Origin of the sequence: Streptomyces sp. NPDC056738 (assembly GCF_042790435.1) — a bacterium.
Lineage (GTDB): Bacteria > Actinomycetota > Actinomycetes > Streptomycetales > Streptomycetaceae > Streptomyces.
In genome coordinates this window covers 127,872-145,908 of the sequence record NZ_JBHTZF010000005.1, presented here as the reverse complement: position 1 = coordinate 145,908, position 18,037 = coordinate 127,872, and the positions used below count along the sequence as shown (strand labels likewise).

The 18,037-nt window shown below is 71.1% G+C and carries 17 protein-coding genes and 1 tRNA gene; 3 read left to right on the top strand and 15 right to left on the bottom strand.

Going from position 1 to position 18,037, the window contains the following annotated elements:
* Nucleotides 1–44: 44 nt before the first annotated feature.
* The 4 genes from ACFRIC_RS14735 to ACFRIC_RS14720 all read right to left on the bottom strand — a co-directional run bounded on the left by ACFRIC_RS14735 (nt 45) and on the right by ACFRIC_RS14720 (nt 4,714).
* Nucleotides 45–1,406, bottom strand: a complete 1,362-nt coding sequence (locus ACFRIC_RS14735; RefSeq protein WP_382784648.1) for a beta-1,3-glucanase family protein — start codon at nt 1,404–1,406, stop codon at nt 45–47.
* Between the two features lie 271 nt (nt 1,407–1,677).
* On the bottom strand, nt 1,678–2,748 hold the full coding sequence (locus ACFRIC_RS14730; RefSeq protein WP_382784645.1) for a hypothetical protein: 1,071 nt from the start codon (nt 2,746–2,748) through the stop codon (nt 1,678–1,680).
* A gap of 148 nt (nt 2,749–2,896) precedes the next feature.
* Nucleotides 2,897–3,943, bottom strand: coding sequence for a hypothetical protein (locus ACFRIC_RS14725; RefSeq protein WP_382784643.1), 1,047 nt, complete (start codon nt 3,941–3,943; stop codon nt 2,897–2,899).
* A 192-nt stretch (nt 3,944–4,135) separates the two neighbouring features.
* Nucleotides 4,136–4,714, bottom strand: a complete 579-nt coding sequence (locus ACFRIC_RS14720; protein WP_382784641.1) for a DUF4240 domain-containing protein — start codon at nt 4,712–4,714, stop codon at nt 4,136–4,138.
* Nucleotides 4,715–4,837: 123 nt separating this feature from the next.
* Between ACFRIC_RS14720 and ACFRIC_RS14715 the strand changes: the two genes are divergently transcribed.
* Nucleotides 4,838–5,407: a DUF6817 domain-containing protein gene (locus ACFRIC_RS14715; protein WP_382784639.1), complete on the top strand. Its 570-nt coding sequence runs from the start codon at nt 4,838–4,840 to the stop codon at nt 5,405–5,407.
* A 33-nt stretch (nt 5,408–5,440) separates the two neighbouring features.
* On the opposite strand, the gene ACFRIC_RS14710 is transcribed toward ACFRIC_RS14715, so the two are convergent.
* The 4 genes from ACFRIC_RS14710 to ACFRIC_RS14695 all read right to left on the bottom strand — a co-directional run bounded on the left by ACFRIC_RS14710 (nt 5,441) and on the right by ACFRIC_RS14695 (nt 8,308).
* On the bottom strand, nt 5,441–6,361 hold the full coding sequence (locus ACFRIC_RS14710) for a phytoene/squalene synthase family protein (protein WP_382784636.1): 921 nt from the start codon (nt 6,359–6,361) through the stop codon (nt 5,441–5,443).
* Nucleotides 6,362–6,454: 93 nt separating this feature from the next.
* Entirely contained in the window at nt 6,455–7,732 is a 1,278-nt protein-coding gene (locus ACFRIC_RS14705) for an RNA polymerase sigma factor (protein WP_382784634.1), read from the bottom strand.
* Nucleotides 7,729–8,130, bottom strand: a complete 402-nt coding sequence (locus tag ACFRIC_RS14700) for a YciI family protein (protein ID WP_382784631.1) — start codon at nt 8,128–8,130, stop codon at nt 7,729–7,731. The genes ACFRIC_RS14705 and ACFRIC_RS14700 overlap by 4 nt, the downstream gene beginning before the upstream one ends.
* Before the next feature lie 105 nt (nt 8,131–8,235).
* A tRNA-Trp gene (locus ACFRIC_RS14695) sits at nt 8,236–8,308 on the bottom strand.
* 119 nt (nt 8,309–8,427) lie between these two features.
* On the opposite strand from ACFRIC_RS14695, the gene ACFRIC_RS14690 reads away from it, so the two are divergent.
* The gene (locus ACFRIC_RS14690; RefSeq protein ID WP_382784628.1) at nt 8,428–9,000 is read left to right on the top strand and encodes a MarR family winged helix-turn-helix transcriptional regulator; all 573 of its coding nucleotides are present in this window, start codon (nt 8,428–8,430) and stop codon (nt 8,998–9,000) included.
* Between the two features lie 155 nt (nt 9,001–9,155).
* Here ACFRIC_RS14690 and ACFRIC_RS14685 read toward each other — a convergent pair whose 3' ends face one another.
* Nucleotides 9,156–9,866 carry a gamma-glutamyl-gamma-aminobutyrate hydrolase family protein gene (locus ACFRIC_RS14685; protein ID WP_382784625.1) on the bottom strand — a complete coding sequence of 237 codons (711 nt, stop codon included), beginning with the start codon at nt 9,864–9,866 and terminating at the stop codon, nt 9,156–9,158.
* On the bottom strand, nt 9,863–11,353 hold the full coding sequence (locus ACFRIC_RS14680) for an aldehyde dehydrogenase (protein WP_382784623.1): 1,491 nt from the start codon (nt 11,351–11,353) through the stop codon (nt 9,863–9,865). The genes ACFRIC_RS14685 and ACFRIC_RS14680 overlap by 4 nt, the downstream gene beginning before the upstream one ends.
* A gap of 118 nt (nt 11,354–11,471) precedes the next feature.
* On the opposite strand from ACFRIC_RS14680, the gene ACFRIC_RS14675 reads away from it, so the two are divergent.
* The gene (locus ACFRIC_RS14675) at nt 11,472–12,182 is read left to right on the top strand and encodes a type 1 glutamine amidotransferase (protein ID WP_382784620.1); all 711 of its coding nucleotides are present in this window, start codon (nt 11,472–11,474) and stop codon (nt 12,180–12,182) included.
* A 117-nt stretch (nt 12,183–12,299) separates the two neighbouring features.
* Here the strand turns inward: ACFRIC_RS14675 and ACFRIC_RS14670 are convergent, their stop codons facing one another.
* The 5 genes from ACFRIC_RS14670 to ACFRIC_RS14650 form a co-directional block, all read right to left on the bottom strand.
* Nucleotides 12,300–13,760 (bottom strand): APC family permease, encoded by a 1,461-nt coding sequence (locus tag ACFRIC_RS14670; RefSeq protein WP_382784617.1) that lies wholly within the window; start codon nt 13,758–13,760, stop codon nt 12,300–12,302.
* 170 nt (nt 13,761–13,930) lie between these two features.
* The gene (locus ACFRIC_RS14665) at nt 13,931–14,554 is read right to left on the bottom strand and encodes a TetR/AcrR family transcriptional regulator (RefSeq protein WP_382784615.1); all 624 of its coding nucleotides are present in this window, start codon (nt 14,552–14,554) and stop codon (nt 13,931–13,933) included.
* A 202-nt stretch (nt 14,555–14,756) separates the two neighbouring features.
* Nucleotides 14,757–15,602 carry a fumarylacetoacetate hydrolase family protein gene (locus ACFRIC_RS14660; protein WP_382784612.1) on the bottom strand — a complete coding sequence of 282 codons (846 nt, stop codon included), beginning with the start codon at nt 15,600–15,602 and terminating at the stop codon, nt 14,757–14,759.
* Nucleotides 15,603–15,611: 9 nt separating this feature from the next.
* The gene (locus tag ACFRIC_RS14655; RefSeq protein WP_382784609.1) at nt 15,612–16,547 is read right to left on the bottom strand and encodes a 3,4-dihydroxyphenylacetate 2,3-dioxygenase; all 936 of its coding nucleotides are present in this window, start codon (nt 16,545–16,547) and stop codon (nt 15,612–15,614) included.
* Nucleotides 16,540–18,003 (bottom strand): aldehyde dehydrogenase, encoded by a 1,464-nt coding sequence (locus ACFRIC_RS14650; RefSeq protein WP_382784606.1) that lies wholly within the window; start codon nt 18,001–18,003, stop codon nt 16,540–16,542. Before ACFRIC_RS14650 ends, ACFRIC_RS14655 begins: the two co-directional genes overlap by 8 nt.
* Between the last annotated feature and the right edge of the window lie 34 nt (nt 18,004–18,037).

Below are 18,037 nucleotides of genomic sequence, written 5' to 3'. Positions count from 1 at the left end.
CCGCGGTCACGGGGCCGAGCCGCCCCGTGACCGCGGGCCCCCGGCTACCAGCCGACGGCGACCAGGAGCCACTGCGGGCTGCCGTGGGAGACGAACGAGGACTGGCCCGCCACGTCGTCGTAGGGGAAGCCGTAGGCGAGGTTGTTGATCGCATTGTCGTGCCAGAACTTGGCGTAGTAATTGGCGGGCGCGGCCTTGTAGTACTGGGCGGGGTCGCCCTGTTGGGAGGCCGGCAGGGTCGCCACGTGACGGTTGAGCGCGGCGCACATGTTCGGGTTGCTCGCGAGGGCCGCCGCGCATCCGAAGATGTCGGAGGTCGCCGCGTTCACGCCCACGGACTGGGCGTAGGCAGTGAAGTAGGTGGCGTTGGCGCCGCCCGCGCGGAAGCTCGGGTCGCTGCCGGGCGCGATGATCCGGTACGGGGACTGGGTCTGGGCCAGCACCTTGAACTGGTCGGGGACGGCGGCCGTGAACCGCTGGAAGGTCGTGGCGCGGTCCTCGGCGAAGGTCTGCCGGTTCTCACCGACCTCGACGTCGTACCCGTCCTTGGAGTGCAGCCGCATGGCGATCTTCAGCCCGAAGGCGTCGACGCGTGTGGTGTTGCCGTTGAACACGTCGTTTCCGACGGTGAATTCGATGAAGTCGTAGTACGAGCTCGCCGGTGAGCCGAGGTAGAAGTACATGCGCCCCGCGGAGTTGGCCGGCATGTCGAGGTAGGGCTGCTCGGCGATGGAGTGGACCTGGCCGTTGAAGCTCCAGTACACCTGGCTGTCGGGGTACTTGCCGTTGGTGCGGTTGAGGACCTTGACCTCGACGGCGTTGTTCGCGGCGGGAATGTCGCTCGTGCTGCCCCAGAAGTCGTCCGGCGGGGTGGTGCTTCCGGGCCCGTACACCTGGAACTCCCACAGGGAGTAGCCGTACGGGGTGGCGCGCGTCGTCCCGAGGACGCGGACGTAGCGGCCGCTGCCGGTGACGTTGATGTTCTGGGTGCCACCGGTGCCGGTCGTCGTGGAGTGGACGGTGGCCCAGGAGTTCGCGTCGGTGGAGGTCTGGATCTGGAAGGACTTGCCGTAGGCGGCCTCCCAGTTCAGGGTGACGCGGGTGATCTGCTGGACCGACCCGAGATCGACGCGCAGCCACTGGGGGTCGGAGAAGGCCGAGGACCACCGGGTGCCGGTGTTGCCGTCGACCGCGGCTCCCGCGGGGAAGGAGCCGTTCTCGACCGAGGAGGCCGTGGCGGGCCGCCCCTGGGACAGCAGTTGATCGGCGGCGTGCGCGGGTGCCGGGCTCAGGAAGGCGACGCAGGCGGCGAGCAGGACGACGACGAGACCGAGGGCGGTACGGGCCCGTGCGGTTCTGCTCGACGATCGCCGGGGAAGGGCGCTGGCGCTGGCTAAGGACTGCATGCGGGATCTCCTCATGCCGGGTCGGCGTGCGTGGGGGCGGAGCAACAGCAGACGGAGAGCGCTCTCTCCGGGTTGTATCCCCGGACGTTCCAGACGTCAACAACTGAAGCTGAAATAAGAGGAGTTCCCGTGCCGAGCCTCCCGGAGCCCGATCCGTCACCGCTTCCGCCCCGTCCGCGAGCCACCGCGTTCGAACCCCGACGACGCGACCGGCCCCGCGCCGGACCTCGTCTTCAAGAGACGAAGACGAATCCGCTGCCGCCCCCACGGCTCATTGGATCAGGTCGGTGTGCGGATGCTCGGGGGACGTCGGGCAGACGTAGAGCTGCATGTTGTCCGTGCTCCCCACTTCGACCCCGGTCGGCTGCGAGAGGCGTTGGCCCCCGCGACGGGCGGCGTGGGCGGCGGCCTGGTCTTCGCGCGGCGCCCAACTGCATCCCTCACCGCCGCTCCATTCGAAGGAAGCGATGGTCAGCAGCGGGACCATCTGCGCCTCGCAGACAGTGCAGTGGCGGCGATACGGGTCGGTGCGGCCCCACGGAGGCCAGCCGCCGACCTTCCAGCCGGGAGCGTCGGCGAGCTCGCAGTCGTAGAAGTCCCGCGGATAGTCCCCGTAGGCGCTGTCGACGCTGACACCGGCTGCCTCCCATCTGCTCATGTCCTCCACCATCAGCCGCATCTCCGGGCTCAGATCGAGGCTGTCGGGGTATTCGGTGATCGCTTCCGGTGCCAGCAGGCACGGCTCCGGCACATAGCCCGGATAGTTCGCCTCGAACGGCTCCGGCGGTGTGGCGAGGATGTCGACGACCTCGGCGGCGGACCGCCAGAACAGCGCGGTCGACGGCTTGTTGTCCGGTTCGTGGTCGTAGGGGCACCAGAGGATCTGGAGCAGATCGGCCTCGCCGGGCGGCCGCAGCAGGGGTATGTCACGCAGGTAGAGCTGGGCCACGGGCAGCATGGGGACGGGGCAGTCCGCGGGCGGAGGGCTGACGGCGAGGCGCGCCGCGAGCCTCGCGGCGCTTCGTTCCTTGAGCGCCTCCTCCTCGGGCGTCGGCTCGACATCACCGGCATCGGGGCGCCACCGGGCCCGTTGGCGCCTCTCGAGCCGCACTATGGCAGGCGACTCGCGGAACCAACTGTCGAAGTGCAGGTGCGCGTCCTCGCAGTGCGGCCACGGCTCGTCGGCCGGCCACAACAACGGCCCGCCGACCGAGCTCTCCCTGACCGAGGGCGACCCCGGGCGGGGATGCAGCCGCATCGCAGGACGCGCGGACGAAGCCAGCTCGGGAAAGACCGCGGCCACATCGGCGGGCCGCGGCGGAGTCGTACGTACGAAGACCATGTCGATGATCCTGCCACCGGCCACTGACAGTCCCCTGCCGCCTCGATCGGCGCCGGTGACGTCGGTGCCCGGCGGGTCGGGTCCGACGCGGCCGGGCCCGGCCGCGGTGACGGAGTCGGCGGGCGCGAGGTCGCATGTCCGCGAGGGCTCACTGGACCAGTTCGATGTGCGGATGGTCCGGGAACGCCCGGCACACATGGAGCTGGAGGTTGTTGCCGCCGGTGATGTCGATCCCGGTGAAGTCGCCGGCCTGGGTGCCCAGGGGAACCTGGGTCGGGTTCGCCCGTTCCTCGTCGGGGATCCAGGTCTCGCTGCCGCCGTCCCATTCCGAGGAGGCGATGGTCAGGAGCGGAACCCTCTCGATGCCGCACTCGGGGCAGGAGCGGTCGACGGGGTCGGTGGGACTCCAGCGGGTCCAGCCGCCGGTCTTCCAACCGGGGGCGTGGCAGAGGTTGTTCAGGTAGAGCTCGCCGGGGTCGTCCGCGTACGCGTCGTACCGCGCGGGATCGATCGTCTCCCAGCGGCTCATGTCGTCCAGTTGGTCCTGAAGGTCCTGGCTCAGCTCCGAGGGGTTGGGGAACTCGGTGACCTGCTCGGGTGAGAACAGGCACGGCTCCGGGAGGTAGCACGCCGACTGGACGATCGGCGGCTCGGGCGGCGCGTCGAGGACGTCGGTGACGGTGGCGGAGGAACGCCAGAAGAGCGCGGTCTTCGGGTGGGCCATCTCGTGATCGAAGGGGCACCACAGGACCTGGAGGAGGTCCGCGTCGGGCGGGCAGGGGAAGGGGACGTCGCGGGCGTAGAGCTGCGCGACGGACACGAGGGGGATCGGGCCGTCGAACCACGGGCGGCCCGCGCCGATCCGCTTCCAGGTCTCGCGTTCCTCGGGGGTCCACTGGGGAGCCTCGGGGTCATGGCGGAGCCGCTCGGCCGCCGCGGCGCGGTCACGGCGGAAGAACCGGATGTCGCCCGGGGAGAGGACCCTCAGCGACGCGCGGCTGTCGTGCGGCTCGTCGCAGTACGGCCACGGCTCGTCGGCGGGCCACAGGAGCGGCCCGCCCACGGAGCTGTCGTGCACGGTCGGGGATCCGGGGCGCGGATGCAGCCGGGTCGCCGTCCGTGCCAGCGGGGCCAGTTGAGGGAAGAGCGCGGTGATGTCGAACGGCCGCGGTGGGGTGGTGAAGTGGGCGGTCATGGCGGTGATGCTGCCAGCCGAGTCTGACAATGGGCAGATCCCTCGACGCCTCCAGGCCGCGTGCTCCAACGCCGGCCGGCTCCCGCCCGGTTGCCCCTGTGCGGCCGACGGCGACGATGGTCCGTCGGCGCGGGGATCACCGCGCGGATGCCGCTCCCGCTCAGGTGTGCCCCCGCGGGTGCCTCGTTCCGGCTACCGCTGGTGCGCGATGTCGCCCAGGCACAGGGCCGCGAGGCGTGGGAGGCGGCTGTGCATCTCGGCCGCGTCGTCGAAGTCGAAGTCCTCGCCCATGTCGTCGTCGCCCTGAGGGGAGCGGGCGCGTGAGGCCTCGTATGCGGTCCAAGCTGCGTAGAAGTCCTCTTCGTCGCCGGTGATGCGCCCGAACGCCCGGGCGGCGACGTAGTTGACGTCCTCGTCGAAGAGCGCTTCGTCGCGGTGCGCCCCGGCCGCGGCGATCACCGACGGGTGCTCGGCGAGTCGGTCCGGGGCCGATGCCGCCTTCTCGTACCAGTCGCGTCCCTGGGCGATGAGGCCCGCGCGGAAGTCCATGAAGCTGTCGTCAGAGCAGCCTCCGCCGATCAGGTAGGCGGCGGCCCACACGTCCCATCGGTACACCGCTCCGCTCGCCTCGTCGAAGCGCTCCTGATAGCTCAGGATGTCTTCCTTGGTGCGGGTGGCCAGTTCGTCGGTCAGCACTTCGGCGAACGGCCTGTCCGCCGTGGCGGCCGACCGCGCGGCCTCGATCGTGGTCCAGAACTCGGAGATGTCCATGGCCCGGCACTGTGTCACCCGGGTCTGACAACAGCGTCTCGACGGTCGCGCCCATGCCCTGATGTCCGGGACTACGGTGGTGGCGCGACCTGTGGATTCCCCGAGACCGAAGGGCACCGCCGCATGCCTCCTTCTCCCGCCCCCGCCGACCAGGCCGTCGCCCTGCTGCGCGAGCTCGGCGCCGCGGACATCGCGCATCCGGGCGGCACGCTCTTGGCGCACTGCCAACGTGTCCAGGACGGACTCGCCTTGTGGGGAGCTCGTCCCGCGCTCCAACTCGCGGGTCTTTGCCACGCCTTCTACGGAACCGACGGGTTCGCCACCGCCTTGCTGTCTCCGGACAGGCGCTCCGAACTCGGCGACGTCATCGGCGCCGAGGCCGAAGCCATCGTGTACCTCTACGCCTCATGCGATCGCACGGCCACCTATCCGACGCTCGCGGACGCCGACGGGGGCTTCCGGAATCGGTTCACCGGACGTACGGAGACCCCGGAGCCCCACCTCCTACGGGACTTCGCCGAGCTGTCCGCCGCCAACGAACTCGACCTCGCCCGCATCGACCCGGCCTTCCGCCGGAAGTGGGGAGCCGAACTCCTCGCCCTGTTCACCCGATTCCGCCCCCTGCTGAGCCGGGCGGCCTGGTCGGACTGCCGAGCGGTGCTCGCCGCCGGCTCCCCAGGACTGAGCGAATGAACCGGGCTGGGCGACGGAGCACCGACCCGCCCGCTACCTCGTCCGCCGTACGGCGCGGTACTGACGCGCCAGTACGCCCAACAGCGCCGGCACGGAAGGACGCGCGCCGCCGTCGACCAGACCCCCGCCCTTCCGGCTGACCGCGTCCAGTCGGAGCTCCTGCACCTGGAGAAGCGCGGTGATGAAGGGGCGCGTCCCTGGTGGCACCAAGTCGGCCAACTCATAGCTCACGGACAGTCGCGGGCGTGCCAAGTCGACCTGTTCCCGGACCAGTTGCCCCAGACGCGCGCGGACGGCGTCCGTGGGGCTCCGCAGAACCCCGACGGACAGGCCGTGACGTTCCAGATCCTTGCCCGGGATGCCGACCTGCCCCTCCCCCGCGTCCTCGGCGAGATCGTCGAGGAAGTCGATGCGCTGCATCGCCTCGACGAGATCACGGCAACGCCGTACGAACACCTCGTCCTTCCCGGTGTCCGCTCGCTCCAGCAGACAGACCAGGAGCATGAAGCCGGGCAGGGAGTATCCGTCGACGTAGGACTGGAGCTCGTCCTCGGTGTCGAAGCCCGTGTAGTCGACCTCGTGTCGCGCTCCCCGTAGGAAGTCCTCGACGGATTGCCTCAGTTGGGGGTGCCGGTCCGCCGCGTCGACGAGCGCGCGAAGCGTCGCATCGGTGGCGGTCGCGCCGTCGAGTGCCGCACGCGTGGCGGAGGCCCACGACTCCAGCGCCGCACCGCGCGCCGCGCGTGTCCCGGTGTCGATGCGCTCGTCCGTCTCGTGCATGAAGGCGACAGCGGCGATGACCGGTGGATGCAGGCGCGCCGGGAGCAGGAGCCGGACGGTCAGATACTCCGCGGTCCTGAACCGCCGTACGAACCTCCGCTGTCGGTCGTACGCGGTCCGCAGGTCCGGCTCGGTGATGCCGGCCTCGCGCAGCGTGCGGGTCCACGTGGGCATGTCGCGTTCCTTACTCTGCCGGTGACTTCCGGGGCGGAGGTGTGCTGGTGAAGCGTACGAGTTCGCCCCGCCGAGCACCCGCGCGCGCAGGGGTCATCCGGTCGTCGGGCGTGAACTCTCGTACAGGCGGGCCGCCTTGGTCGTGAGGTAGCGCTGCTCAGGAGTGCTGGTGGTGAGGGCTGCCGCCAGGCGGTAGTGGTGCGTCGCCGGTGTCGTATCCCCGGCCATCTCCAGCAGGTGGGCCCGCACCGCGTGCATCCGGTGATGGTCCACGAGGGCACCACGGCCGTCGGTGGCGAGTCGGTCGAGCAGCGCCAGGGCGGCGGCCGGACCGTCGACCATCGCGAGGGCGACAGCACGGTTGAGCGTCACCAGCGGATTGCCCGTCACGTGTTCGAGCAACTCGTACAGACCGTGGATCTGCCGCCAGTCGGTGTCCTGCGCGCGAACGGCAGCGGCGTGCACGGCCGCGATGGCGGCCTGCAACCGGTACGCGCCGGGTCGCCCCGGCTTCGCGCCGGTGCCGGGCCTGCCTCCCTTCGAGAACGTGCCCATCAGCAGCGCCGAACCCTCCTGGATCAAGCGGCGGTCCCAGAGCGTGCGGTCCTGGTCGGTCAACGGGATCAGCTCGCCGTGCGGGCCGGTGCGCGCCGGGCGGCGGCCCTCCGTCAGCAGCATCAGGGCCAGCAGCCCGGCCACCTCGCCCTCGGCCGGCAGGAGTCGGTGCACCTGCCGCGCCAGCCGGACCGCCTCACCGGACAGGTCCGCCCGGTGCAGGACCGGGCCGCCCGAGGCGGTGTAGCCCTCGTTGAACAGGAGATACAGCACGTGCAGGACGGAGCCGAGCCGCGCGGGCCAGTCCGGTGCACCCGGTACGGGCACCTCGAATCGCACGGATGACACCTTCAGCCGCTGCTTGGCCCGGCTGATGCGCTGCGCCATCGTCGCCTCGGGCACCAGGTGGGCGGCCGCGATCTGGGCGGTGGTCAGTCCGCCCACGGCCCGCAGGGTCAGGGCGATCGCCGAGGCGGGCGTGAGCGCGGGGTGGCAGCACATGAACAGCACCGCGAGCGTGTCGTCGTCGGCGGGACCCGCGCCCGGGGACGGCTCCCTGGCGACGCGTTCCTCACGACGCCGCCGTGCCGTCTCGCTGCGCATCCGGTCGGTGTACCGGTGCGTCGCGGTGCGCAGCAGCCAGCCGCGCGGGTTCTCCGGCACCCCGTGCGCGGGCCAGTGCCGGGCGGCGGCGATCAGGGCTTCCTGGACGGCGTCCTCACACGCGTCGAAGTCCCCCAGCCGCTGCGCGAGCGTGCCCAGGACCTGCGGCGCCAGCTCGCGCAGCAGGTCCTCGACGGTCGGAGCGTCGGTCACAGGTCGAACGCGACGTCGTCCATGACCCGGCGCACCTCGACCGGCTGCCGCGTCGGCACGCCGCCGGGGCCGGGCACCGCCGAGATCCTGGCGGCGATCTCCAGGGCCCGGGCCTCGGACTCCACGTCGACGACGTTGAACCCGGCCAGGACCTCCTTGGACTCGGGGAACGGACCGTCGGTCACCACCGGCGCCGAGGCCCCGTCCGAGCGCACGATCCTGGCCAGACGCGGGTCGGCCAGCCCGGTGAACTGCACCATCTCACCGCTCTCGACCAGTTCCCCGGTCAGCGCCTCGTAGTAGTCGAAGTGCGCCGTGATGTCGTCGGGAGCCCACTCGTCCATGGGCTGCTCGAACTCTCCACCGTCGTGGTTGACCATCAGCAGGAACTTCGGCACGTGAACTCCTCGATCTTCGGCGCGCCCAGTGTGACGCACTCCCCTACGAACGGAGCCACCTACGGGTTCTCTACATCGCCGGAAGGAAATTCCGGGAAACCACAGCAGGGGAGGCAGGAGTCGAACCTGCGACGTCCGGATGTGGCAGCCGGCGCTCTGGCCTCTGAGCTACACCCCTTCGACACGTGCCGGCCTGCACGACCCGCCCGGTCCCCCTCCACCGGTTTTCCGCCTCCTCGGGACCGGTGGGGTACGTCCCGTACAATTTGGGTCCGAACGATCAAAGGGAGCGTGCCCGTGCCCGGCCAGCGGTCCATCACCGAAGCGGAAAAGCTGGCGGCTGCGAAGCTGGGCGGCCTACCGGTACACCGCGAGCAGATGGCGGTCGTCGCGAACATCTACCGGGCCGCCTCCGCGGTCCGCCAGCACCTGGAGAACTCGGTCCTGCGCGACGCGGATCTGACCTGGACGTCCTTCGTCGTGCTCTGGGTGGTCTGGATCTGGGGCGAGTCCGAGACCCGGCACGTCGCCGAGGAGGCCGGGATCTCCAAGGGCACGCTCACCGGTGTCTCGCGCACCCTGGAGGGGCGGGGGCTGATGACGCGGTCGGGTCATCCCTCCGACGGCCGGCTGAAGCTGCTCGATCTCACCGACGAGGGCGAGGCGCTGATGCAGCGCCTGTTCCCGCGGTTCAACGAGGAGGAGGCGTTCGTCGCCTCCCGGCTCAGCGAAGAGGACTGCCACAGCGTCGCCGAAGGACTGCGGCAGGTCGTACGCCAGGTCGAGGAGGAGGGCGAGGAACGCCGCCTCACCCTGCTCGACGGCGCCGAACCGGCACCCCGCCGCAGCGGCCGCCGGGCGAAGGGCTGACAGGTGACGGCTGACGGCTGACGGCTGACGGCTGACGGCTGCGGGATCTCCTCCGCAGACCACCAGCCCGGCGCCCGTAGCCCCGGGCGCAACCCCGCAACCCCGCAACCCCGCAACCCCGCAACCCCGCAACCGGATCAAGGCCCCTCTCCGGCTCAACGCTCCCCGCCGGACGCCCGGACGAGCGCGTCGAACAGCGCCTGCTGGGCGGAGTCCTCGTGGGCCGTGTCCTCGGGGTGCCACTGCACGGCCGTGAACCACCCTTCGGCGCCGGGGAGTTCAAGGCCCTCCACGGTCCCGTCCGCGGCGCGCGCGGTGGCCGTCAGGCCCGAGCCGAGGCGCTCGACGCGCTGGTGGTGGTAGCAGGACGCCTCCACCTTCTGCGCTCCGGTGGCCCGTTCCAGCAGGGTTCCCCGCTCGACGGCCACCGGGTGCACGACGTGCCGGTGTTCGCGCTCGGGGCCGCCCATGTCCTGTTCCAGGGTGCCACCGAGAGCAACGTTGACGACCTGGAGACCTCGGCAGACGGCCAGCAACGGAAGACCCAAGTCGATGGTCCGCCGCGCGACTTCGAGGTCGAAGGCGTCCTGGAGGTCGTCCACGTCGTAGACGCTGTCGTGGGTGTCGGCGGCTCCGTAGCGGTGGGGCGCGAGGTCACCGCCTCCTGGGAGCAGGACACCGTCGAAGCGGGCGAGGCGCGCGGTCACGTCCGTGGCGGAGGGATCGGCCGGGTGGATGGTCGCCGGTTCGCCGCCGGCCCGCCACACCGCCTCGATCAGGGCACGGGCGTTGACCTCGGCGGCGTACCGCAGCGCGGAGGTCGTCGCGGAGAAGCGGGCCGGTACGGCGATCAGGGGGCGCGTCACAACTGGATCCAGGTGGTCTTGAGTTCGGTGTACTTCTCCAGGGCGTGGGCCGACTTGTCGCGGCCGTTGCCCGACTGCTTCATGCCTCCGAAGGGAACGGTCAGGTCGCCCTCCTCGTAGCAGTTGACCCAGACCGTGCCGGCCTTCAGGGCTCGGGAGACCCGGTGCGCGGTGGAGAGGTCGGAGGTCCAGAGGCCGGCGGCGAGGCCGTACTCGGTGTCGTTGGCCAGTCGTACGGCCTCGTCGACGTCGTCGAACGTGAGGACCGACAGGACCGGGCCGAAGATCTCCTCGCGGGCGAGCCTCATGCCGGGGTCCACGCGGTCGAAGACGGTCGGCTCCAGGTAGCTGCCCCCGGTGTCGGTCAGGGTGCGGGAGCCGCCGGTGCGCAGCCGGGCGCCGTCGGCGAGGCCGGTGGCGATGTGGTCCTGTACCCGTCCCAGGTGCGCTTCGCCGACCAGGGCGCCCATCTCGGTGGCCGGGTCGAGGGGGTCGCCGATCCGCAGCTCTCGTGCGCGTCGTACGACGGACTCGGTGACCTGTTCCGCGATCGAGGTGTGCACGAGCAGCCGGGAGGGTGCCGTGCACATCTCGCCCTGGTTGAAGAAGATGCCCCAGGCCGCGGTGGCGGCCGCCTTCTCCAGGTCGGGTGCGTCGGGAAGGATGATGTTCGGTGATTTGCCGCCCAGTTCGAGCCATACGCGCTTGAGGTTGGAGTCGGCGGCGTAGTGCAGGAAGTGGCGGCCGACGGCGGTGGAGCCGGTGAAGGCGAGGACGTCGACGTCCGGGTGCAGGCCGATCGCCCGGCCGGCCACAGGGCCGGTGCCGCCCACGACGTTGAGGACGCCCGGAGGCAGTCCGGCCTCGGTGGCGATGCGGCCCAGGAGGAGCGCGGACAGGGGCGAGTTCTCCGAGGGCTTGAGGACGACCGTGCAGCCGGCGGCGAGCGCGGGGGCGACCTTCCAGCCGGCGAGCGTGAGGGGGAAGTTCCAGGGCACGACGGCGCCGACGACTCCGGCCGGTTCCCGGGTGACCAGGGCGAGCGCGTCCGCGGCGGTGTGCGGGGACTCGTCGGTGACCTTGTCGGCGAGTTGCCCATACCAGCGGAAGGTGTTGATCAGGGCGCGCAGTTCGATGTCGTGGGCGTCGGTGACGGGCTTGCCCATCTCCAGGCTGACGGTGAGCGCGAGGTCGGCGCGGCGTTCCTGGAGGAGGTCGGCGATGCGCAGCAGCGTCGCGCCGCGCTCGGCGGGCGCGAGGCGTGGCCACGGGCCGCTGTCGAAGGCGCGGCGGGCGGCGGCGACGGCCGCGTCCACCTCGGCGGTGCCCGCGTCGGCGATCTGGGTGAGCACCTGGCCGTCACGGGGCGAGACGGCGGCGAAGGCGGCTCCCGAGCCGCCCTCGTCGGCGCCGTCGATGTGATGGGCGCCGGAATGCTCCAGGGACTTGGCTCGGAGCAGCCACTCCTCGTGGGTGACGTCCGTCATGCGAGACCTCCCAAATATTATTTGAACCCAAACGATAGAGTCGGGGCGGAGCCATCACAAGGGCTCGAGGATTCGATTGCCGACAGGTCCGGGGACCCGTCGGGGAGGGGAGCGCCAGGTGCGCGCACTCGTCGTCCAGCACGACCACGTGACGGAGCCGGGGCTGGTCGGCGCCCGGCTGGAGGAGCGCGGGTACGACCTCACGGTCGTGACGGTCGTCCCCGAGCACCGCCACCGGACGCCGGACGTCGCGTTCGACTTCCCCGACGCCGGCGACTGGGACGTGATCGTGTCGCTCGGCGCCCCGTGGTCGGTCTACGACCGGACGGCTGTCGGTGCGTGGATCGACGGCGAACTGGCGCTCCTGCGCAAGGCGCACCATCTCGGCGTCCCGGTGCTCGGCGTCTGTTTCGGCGCCCAGGCGCTGACCACCGCGCTCGGCGGCCACGTGGAGGCGTCGCCGCGTCCGGAGATCGGCTGGGTCGAGGTCGCCACGGACGATCCGTCCCTGGTGGTGCCGGGTCCTTGGTTCCAGTGGCACTTCGACCGCTGCGTCCTGCCGCCGGGCGCCGAGGTGGTGGCCCGCAACGAGGTGTGCGTCCAGGCGTTCCGGACGGACCACGCCCTGGGGGTGCAGTTCCATCCGGAGATCACCACGGCGATGGTGCGGGGCTGGATCGAGTCAGGTGGTGCGGAGCAGTGCGTACGCCATGGTGTGGACCCCGGCGCGTTGCTGGCGCGAAGCCGGGCCATGGAACCCCTGGCCCGGACGAACGCCCGCCGCCTGGTCGACAGGTTCCTCGACCGGACAGCAAGCCCGGTCGGCTGACCGGAGCGGCTGACGAGCGTACGGCGGACCGGTCCGCGCGCCCGGAATGCGACGGGACGGGCCGGGCGACCGGCATACGACGGAACGGGCCGGGCCGGTCACCCGGCCCGGCCTGTGTCAGCCTCGGGCGGCACCCGCCTTGTCGCGGGTGAACCGTGCCGCCAAGACGCCCAGCAGGAGGACCACCGGGACGGTCAGCTCCAGCACGAGGGCCGTACTCCCCTCACCGCCGATGAGGGTGGTGAAGTTCTGGACGATCAGCCAGATCGCCCCGGCCACGCCGAGGGCCCCCAGGGACGGGGCGATCAGGGTGTTCCACGGCCGAGTGTCCAGGCGCTCGCGGCGGAAGAAGGCCACCACCGAGACCGAGGTCAGCAGGTACAGCGCCATGATGCCGAGGACGGCGACGCCGCTGCCCCACGAGAACAGGGTGAGCACCGGGTCCTTGCCGGCCAGCGCGAACGGGACCACCAGGAGGACCGCGACGGCCGTCTGGACCCAGCCGGCCACGCTGGGCGAGTGCCGGCGGTTGATCGACGACAGCTTGCCGGGCAGCAGTCCGTCGCGGCTGAGCGAGAACAGGTAGCGGTTGGCGGAGTTGTGGAAGGCGAGGATGCCGGCGAAGAGGGAGGTGGCCAGCAGGACGGGCAGGACGTCGTTGACCCAGGTGCCGAGCAGGTCGGCGATGGGCGCGAACACGAAGCTCGTCGAGTCGCCGCTCTCCAGGGCCTTGCCCGCGGCCGCGGACACCTTCGAGGGGCCGTAGGAGGAGACCAGCATCCAGGAGGCGAAGCCGAAGAAGCCGGTGACGAAGGCGACGGCCGCGTAGGTGGCCCGCGGGACCGTCTTGCGGGGTTCGCGCGCCTCCTCGCCGTAGATCGCTGTGGCCTCGAAGCCGATCATCGACGCCACGGCGAACATGAGCGCCACACCCGGGGCGCCGTCGAAGGCCGCGCTCGGCGAGAAGGACTCCGTGAAGGCCAGCCCCTCGGGCCCGCCGCCCTTGAAGAAGGTGACCAGCGCGAAGACGCTCAGGATGCTGAACTCCGCCAGGACGAAGACCGCCAGCACCTTCGCGCCCATCTCGATGCCGGCGCTGCCGAGCACCTGGACGATCACCATCGTGACCAGCGCGCACGCCCACCAGGGCACGTCCAGGCCGGTGTAGTGCGCGAGCAGTCCGTTGACGGTCGCGCCGTACAGGCCGTACATGGCGGCCTGGATCGCGCAGTACGCGAACAGGGCGACGCCAGCCGAGCCGGTGCCGACGGTCCGGCCGAGGCCCTTGCCGATGTACGTGTAGAAGGCGCCGGCGTCGACGACGTGCCGGCCCATGGCCACGAAGCCCACGGAGAAGAGCAGGGTGATCAGACCCGCCACCACGTAGGCGGCGGGCGCCCCCGCGCCGTTGCCGACGCCGACGGCGATCGGGACGGCTCCCGCGACGCCGGTCAGCGGCGCCTGTGCGGAGAGGACGAAGAAAAGGATGCCCAGAACGCCGAGCGAGTTGGGCTTGAGCTTGCCTGCCGTGGGGGCGTCGGGCGCGGTCTGGTTCACGACCGCTGTCTGACTGTCCACTCGGATCACCTGCCAGGGAGGAAGAGGGATTCGTTTCAGGCCAAACGAGTTGCCTCATACTGGGCTGGAACTATCCGTTTGACAAGGGGCTGGGCCCGGTTTCCCTCCCGGGAACGCGACAGGCCCCGGACGACCGGCGTCCAGGGCCTCGCAACGCGCCGTCCGGAGCCTCAGTCGCGGCCCTCGGCGTCGGTGTGCCGCTCCTGCACCAGCCGGAGCAGCGAGCGCAGTTCCTCGATGGCGGCGTCGGTGATCTCGGGGCCGCCGAAGACGAGCTGGTGCAGCACCAGGCCGTCGAGGGCGGCGAAGACGAGGCGGGTGAGCGGCTGCCCGGATCCGTCGGGCAGCATGCGGGACAGCTCGCGCCCGGTGGCGTCGAAGTACTGGTCGTACAACGCGCGCAGATGCGGGAGCAGTTCGGGGCGGCGCCTGGCCTCCAGCAGGAGTTCGTACTGGAAGGACTGTATGTCCGGGTCAGCGGTGACCATGTCGGACACTCCGACCGAGAAGTCCTCGACCTTGCCGGTGCCGGGCTCCAGCGCGCTGGTGTCGAGGGAGGTGCGGATCGCGTGCGCGACGGCCTCCTCGATGAGCGCGTCGCGGGAGCCGAAGTGGTGGACGACCAGTCCGTGCGTGGTGCCGGCCTCCTCCGCCACGGCCCGGTAGGTGAGCCTGCGCAGCCCACCCCTGGCCACGACGCGCACGGCGGCGTTGAGCAGGGCCTCGCGGCCCTCTCCGTAGTTCATGCGCCGGCGCGGCTTGCGGGCCTCGGGAGTCTCGGCGGATTCGGTCATGGCTGCGACCCTACCCGCCTGTTCACGGGGCCCGGCACAGGCCCGACCGGGGCCGGGAACCGGTCCGCGGGCCCGCCGGCGAACCCGCTCCCGCCCGTGTCGGCGTACCCGCCCCGAGGGCCCGGGCTGGGGCTGGGGCTGGGGCACCGTACCGGGCGTCCTTCTCCGTGACACCCGGTACGGCGCGGTCGCGTCGCCCGCATCAGCGCCGGGGCGGGCGGATGCCGCGGAACTCCCAGTCCCCGCCGAGCGCGGTGGACAGGACCTCTTCGGACTCGGTGGGCTGGGCGCCGACGTCGGCGCGGATCGCGGTCGGGCCGGTCACGACGTGGTTGGTGAGCCGGCCCAGGCCCTCGACCTCGACCTCGACGACGTCACCGGGCTGCACGGGGCGGGAGTTGGCCGGCGTGCCCGAGAGCAGGACGTCGCCGGGGTACAGCGTGATCGTGCGGGCGATGTCGGCGACGAGGTAGTGCATGTCCCACTGCATCTCGTCGGTCGAACCGTCCTGCACCACCTCGCCGTTGACGTACGTCCGCAGGCTCTTGCCGCGGAAGTCCCAGTCGGTGACCAGGCCGGGGCCGAGCGGGCACAGGGTGTCGGAGCCCTTGACGCGGAGCATGGAGCCGGCGTCGGTGTCCCGGAAGTCGTGCAGGCCGTAGTCGTTGGCGACGGTGTAGCCCGCGATGTACTCCCCCGCCTCGGCCGGCGAGATGTTGCGTGCCGTCCGCCCGATGACGATGGCGACCTCGCCCTCGTAGTTGAGCCACTTGCAGCCCTCGGGACGCACGATGGCGCCCTTGTGGGAGTTGAGGGAGGAGGTGGGCTTGTGGAAGTACGTCGGGGTGTCGGGCAGGGTGATCCCGAACTCGTCGACGCGGCTGCGGTGGTTGAGGTGGACGGCGATCACCTTGGAGGGCACCACCGGGGGAAGGTGCTGCGCCTCCTCGGTCTTGACGCGGCGGCCGTCCCCGGCGACGAGTTCGTCCCCGTCGACGGTGACCTGGACGGCGGCGCCGTCGAGGAGGATGCGGCGGTATTCGGGCATGGCGGCTTCCTAGGAACGTCGGTGCGGGTTGTGGGGTGCGGCGGCAGCGGGGGCTCCCGCGCCGGTCCAGCCGTCGGCGGGGCGGTCGAACCAGAGGTGGACCTGGCCGGTGCCGATCGAGTTCTCGTACGAGCCGTACTGGCGGGCCTTCGCGACGCAGGCCTGTTCGCCGAGGGCGCCGGCCATCATCAGGTAGTGGAAGAACCTGGCCTCGGGCTTGTACTTCAAGAACTCGTCCATGGTGTCGAGGACCTTGTCGTGGCGGCCCTCCTTGAACCAGGCGATGCGCTCCAGGTCGGCCTCGCGCGCCTCGGGGGTGAAGATGTGCGCCGGGTCGCTGGACTCGTGGTCGCGCAGTTCACGCAGCGGCCAGAAGGTGTGCGACAGGGCGCCCGAGGCGATGATCAGCACCCGGCGGCCGGGGGTGGCGGCGATGCCGTCGGCGAGGGCCCGGCCGAGGCGCAGGTGGTCCTCCATGTCGCCGGTCTGGCACACCCCGATGGTCACCCACCGCTTGTCGGGCAGTCCCTCTCCGAGGAACTTCCAGAGGTTGATGGTGGCGTAGTAGACGGGCAGGTAGTCGTCGTCGATCGCGGTGATCCAGGTGCCGTGCTTGTCCGCGAACTTCGCGATGTTGTGGGCGAGTTCGGGGTCTCCGGGATAGTCGTACGGCATGCGGCTCATGCCGCGCGGCAGTTCCTCGGAGGTGAACAGGCCGGCCCTGCGGTGCTGCGCGGTGGCGACGAACTCGACGGTGGTGGCCCAGTGCGAGTCGAGGACGACGACGGTGTCGTAGTCGTCGCGGTCGAAGACGTCCTCGCGGAGCTGTTCCAGACCGGTGACGAGGGTGATCTCCTTGCCCTCGTTCAGCTCCAGCCGGATCTCCTCGGGCAGCACGATGGTGGGCACGTGGGCGAGCAGTCCCGCCCCGACGATCTCACCCATGGTCCTTCCATCCCTTCGGCGCGGTCACGGTGTTCTTCAGGTCGCAGTAGAAATCGAAGCTCCAGGTGCCGCCCTCTCGGCCGACGCCGGAGTGCCGGGAGCCGCCGAAGGGTGCCTGGAGGTCGCGTACGAAGAAGCAGTTGACCCAGACCGTCCCGGCGACGAGCTGCCGGGTGACGCGTTCGGCGCGGTCCCGGTCGCCGGTGGCGAGGGTGGCGGCGAGCCCGAAGCGGGTGTCGTTGGCGAGGCGGACCGCCTCGTCCTCGGTGGTGAAGGTCTGGAGGGTCAGGACGGGTCCGAAGACCTCTTCCTGGACGATCTCGGAGTCCTGGGCGACGTCGGTGAGGAGGGTCGGCGCGTAGTACTGGCCCTCGCCCCGGTGACCGCCGACGACCGCGCGGGCGCCGGCGTCGATCGCCCGCCGCACGAATCCGTCGATCTTCTCGAGCTGGCGCTCGTGGATGTTCGGGCCGATGTCGGTGGCCTCGTCGCGCGGGTCGCCCTGCACGATCGTGGCGGCCTTCTCCACGAAGCGGCGGGTGAACTCCTCCGCGACGGACACCTCGACCAGGATGCGGGTGGCGGCGAGACAAACCTGGCCCGCGTTGTCGTACTGCTCCACGGCGAGGTCGACGGCGAGGTCGAGGTCGGCGTCCGCGAAGACCAGCAGCGGTGACTTGCCGCCGAGTTCGAGGCTGAGCGGGGTGAGGTTCGCGGCCGCCGAGGCGGTGATCCGCTGGGCCGTCGGCACGGAACCGGTGAAGCTGATGCGGCGCACGTCGGGGTGCGAGGTGAGGGCGTCGCCGATCTCGGAGCCGTACCCCTGGACGATGTTGAGGACGCCGGCGGGCAGTCCGGCCTCGGCGGCGATGTCCGCGAGCAGGGACGCGGTCAGCGGGGTCCATTCGGCGGGCTTGAGGACGACCGTGTTGCCGGCGGCAAGGGCCGGGGCGACCTTCCAGGTCGACAGCATCAGCGGGGCGTTCCAGGGGGTGATGAGCACCGAGGGGCCCGCCGGGTCCCAGCTCACATGGTTGGTGTGGCCGCGGGTCTCGAAGTCCTCGTGGTCCAGGCTGAGGAGCCAGTCGGCGAAGAAGCGGAAGTTGTGGGCCACGCGCGGCATCACGCCTCGGCGGTGCGAGCGCAGGAGGGCACCGTTGTCGGTGGTCTCGACGATCGCCAGGTCCTCGATCCGCTTCTCCACGCCGTCGGCGACGGCGTGCAGGATGCGGGCCCGCTCGGCGCGGGGGGTGGCGGCCCAGGCGGGGAAGGCGGCCTTCGCGGCGGCGACGGCGGCTTCGGCCTCCGCCGCGGTGCCCCGGGAGATCTCGCCGAGGACGCTGCCGTCGATCGGTGAGACGTCGGTGAACGTCTCGGCGGAGGCGACGCGTTCGCCGCCGATCCAGTGCCGGGTGTCGACGGCGACCCCGGCCACCGTGAGGGTGTGCTCGGTCATGTCCGGACTCCAAGTCCTGTGGTGGGTACGGTGG

Bases quoted from the DNA above. Each gene is read 5' to 3' on its own strand.
- ACFRIC_RS14735 (WP_382784648.1), bottom strand. From the start codon at position 1,406: ATGCAGTCCTTAGCCAGCGCCAGCGCCCTTCCCCGGCGATCGTCGAGC.
- ACFRIC_RS14730 (WP_382784645.1), bottom strand. From the start codon at position 2,748: ATGGTCTTCGTACGTACGACTCCGCCGCGGCCCGCCGATGTGGCCGCG.
- ACFRIC_RS14725 (WP_382784643.1), bottom strand. From the start codon at position 3,943: ATGACCGCCCACTTCACCACCCCACCGCGGCCGTTCGACATCACCGCG.
- ACFRIC_RS14720 (WP_382784641.1), bottom strand. From the start codon at position 4,714: ATGGACATCTCCGAGTTCTGGACCACGATCGAGGCCGCGCGGTCGGCC.
- ACFRIC_RS14715 (WP_382784639.1), top strand. From the start codon at position 4,838: ATGCCTCCTTCTCCCGCCCCCGCCGACCAGGCCGTCGCCCTGCTGCGC.
- ACFRIC_RS14710 (WP_382784636.1), bottom strand. From the start codon at position 6,361: ATGCCCACGTGGACCCGCACGCTGCGCGAGGCCGGCATCACCGAGCCG.
- ACFRIC_RS14680 (WP_382784623.1), bottom strand. From the start codon at position 11,353: ATGACGGACGTCACCCACGAGGAGTGGCTGCTCCGAGCCAAGTCCCTG.
- ACFRIC_RS14665 (WP_382784615.1), bottom strand. From the start codon at position 14,554: ATGACCGAATCCGCCGAGACTCCCGAGGCCCGCAAGCCGCGCCGGCGC.
- ACFRIC_RS14660 (WP_382784612.1), bottom strand. From the start codon at position 15,602: ATGCCCGAATACCGCCGCATCCTCCTCGACGGCGCCGCCGTCCAGGTC.
- ACFRIC_RS14655 (WP_382784609.1), bottom strand. From the start codon at position 16,547: ATGGGTGAGATCGTCGGGGCGGGACTGCTCGCCCACGTGCCCACCATC.
- ACFRIC_RS14650 (WP_382784606.1), bottom strand. From the start codon at position 18,003: ATGACCGAGCACACCCTCACGGTGGCCGGGGTCGCCGTCGACACCCGG.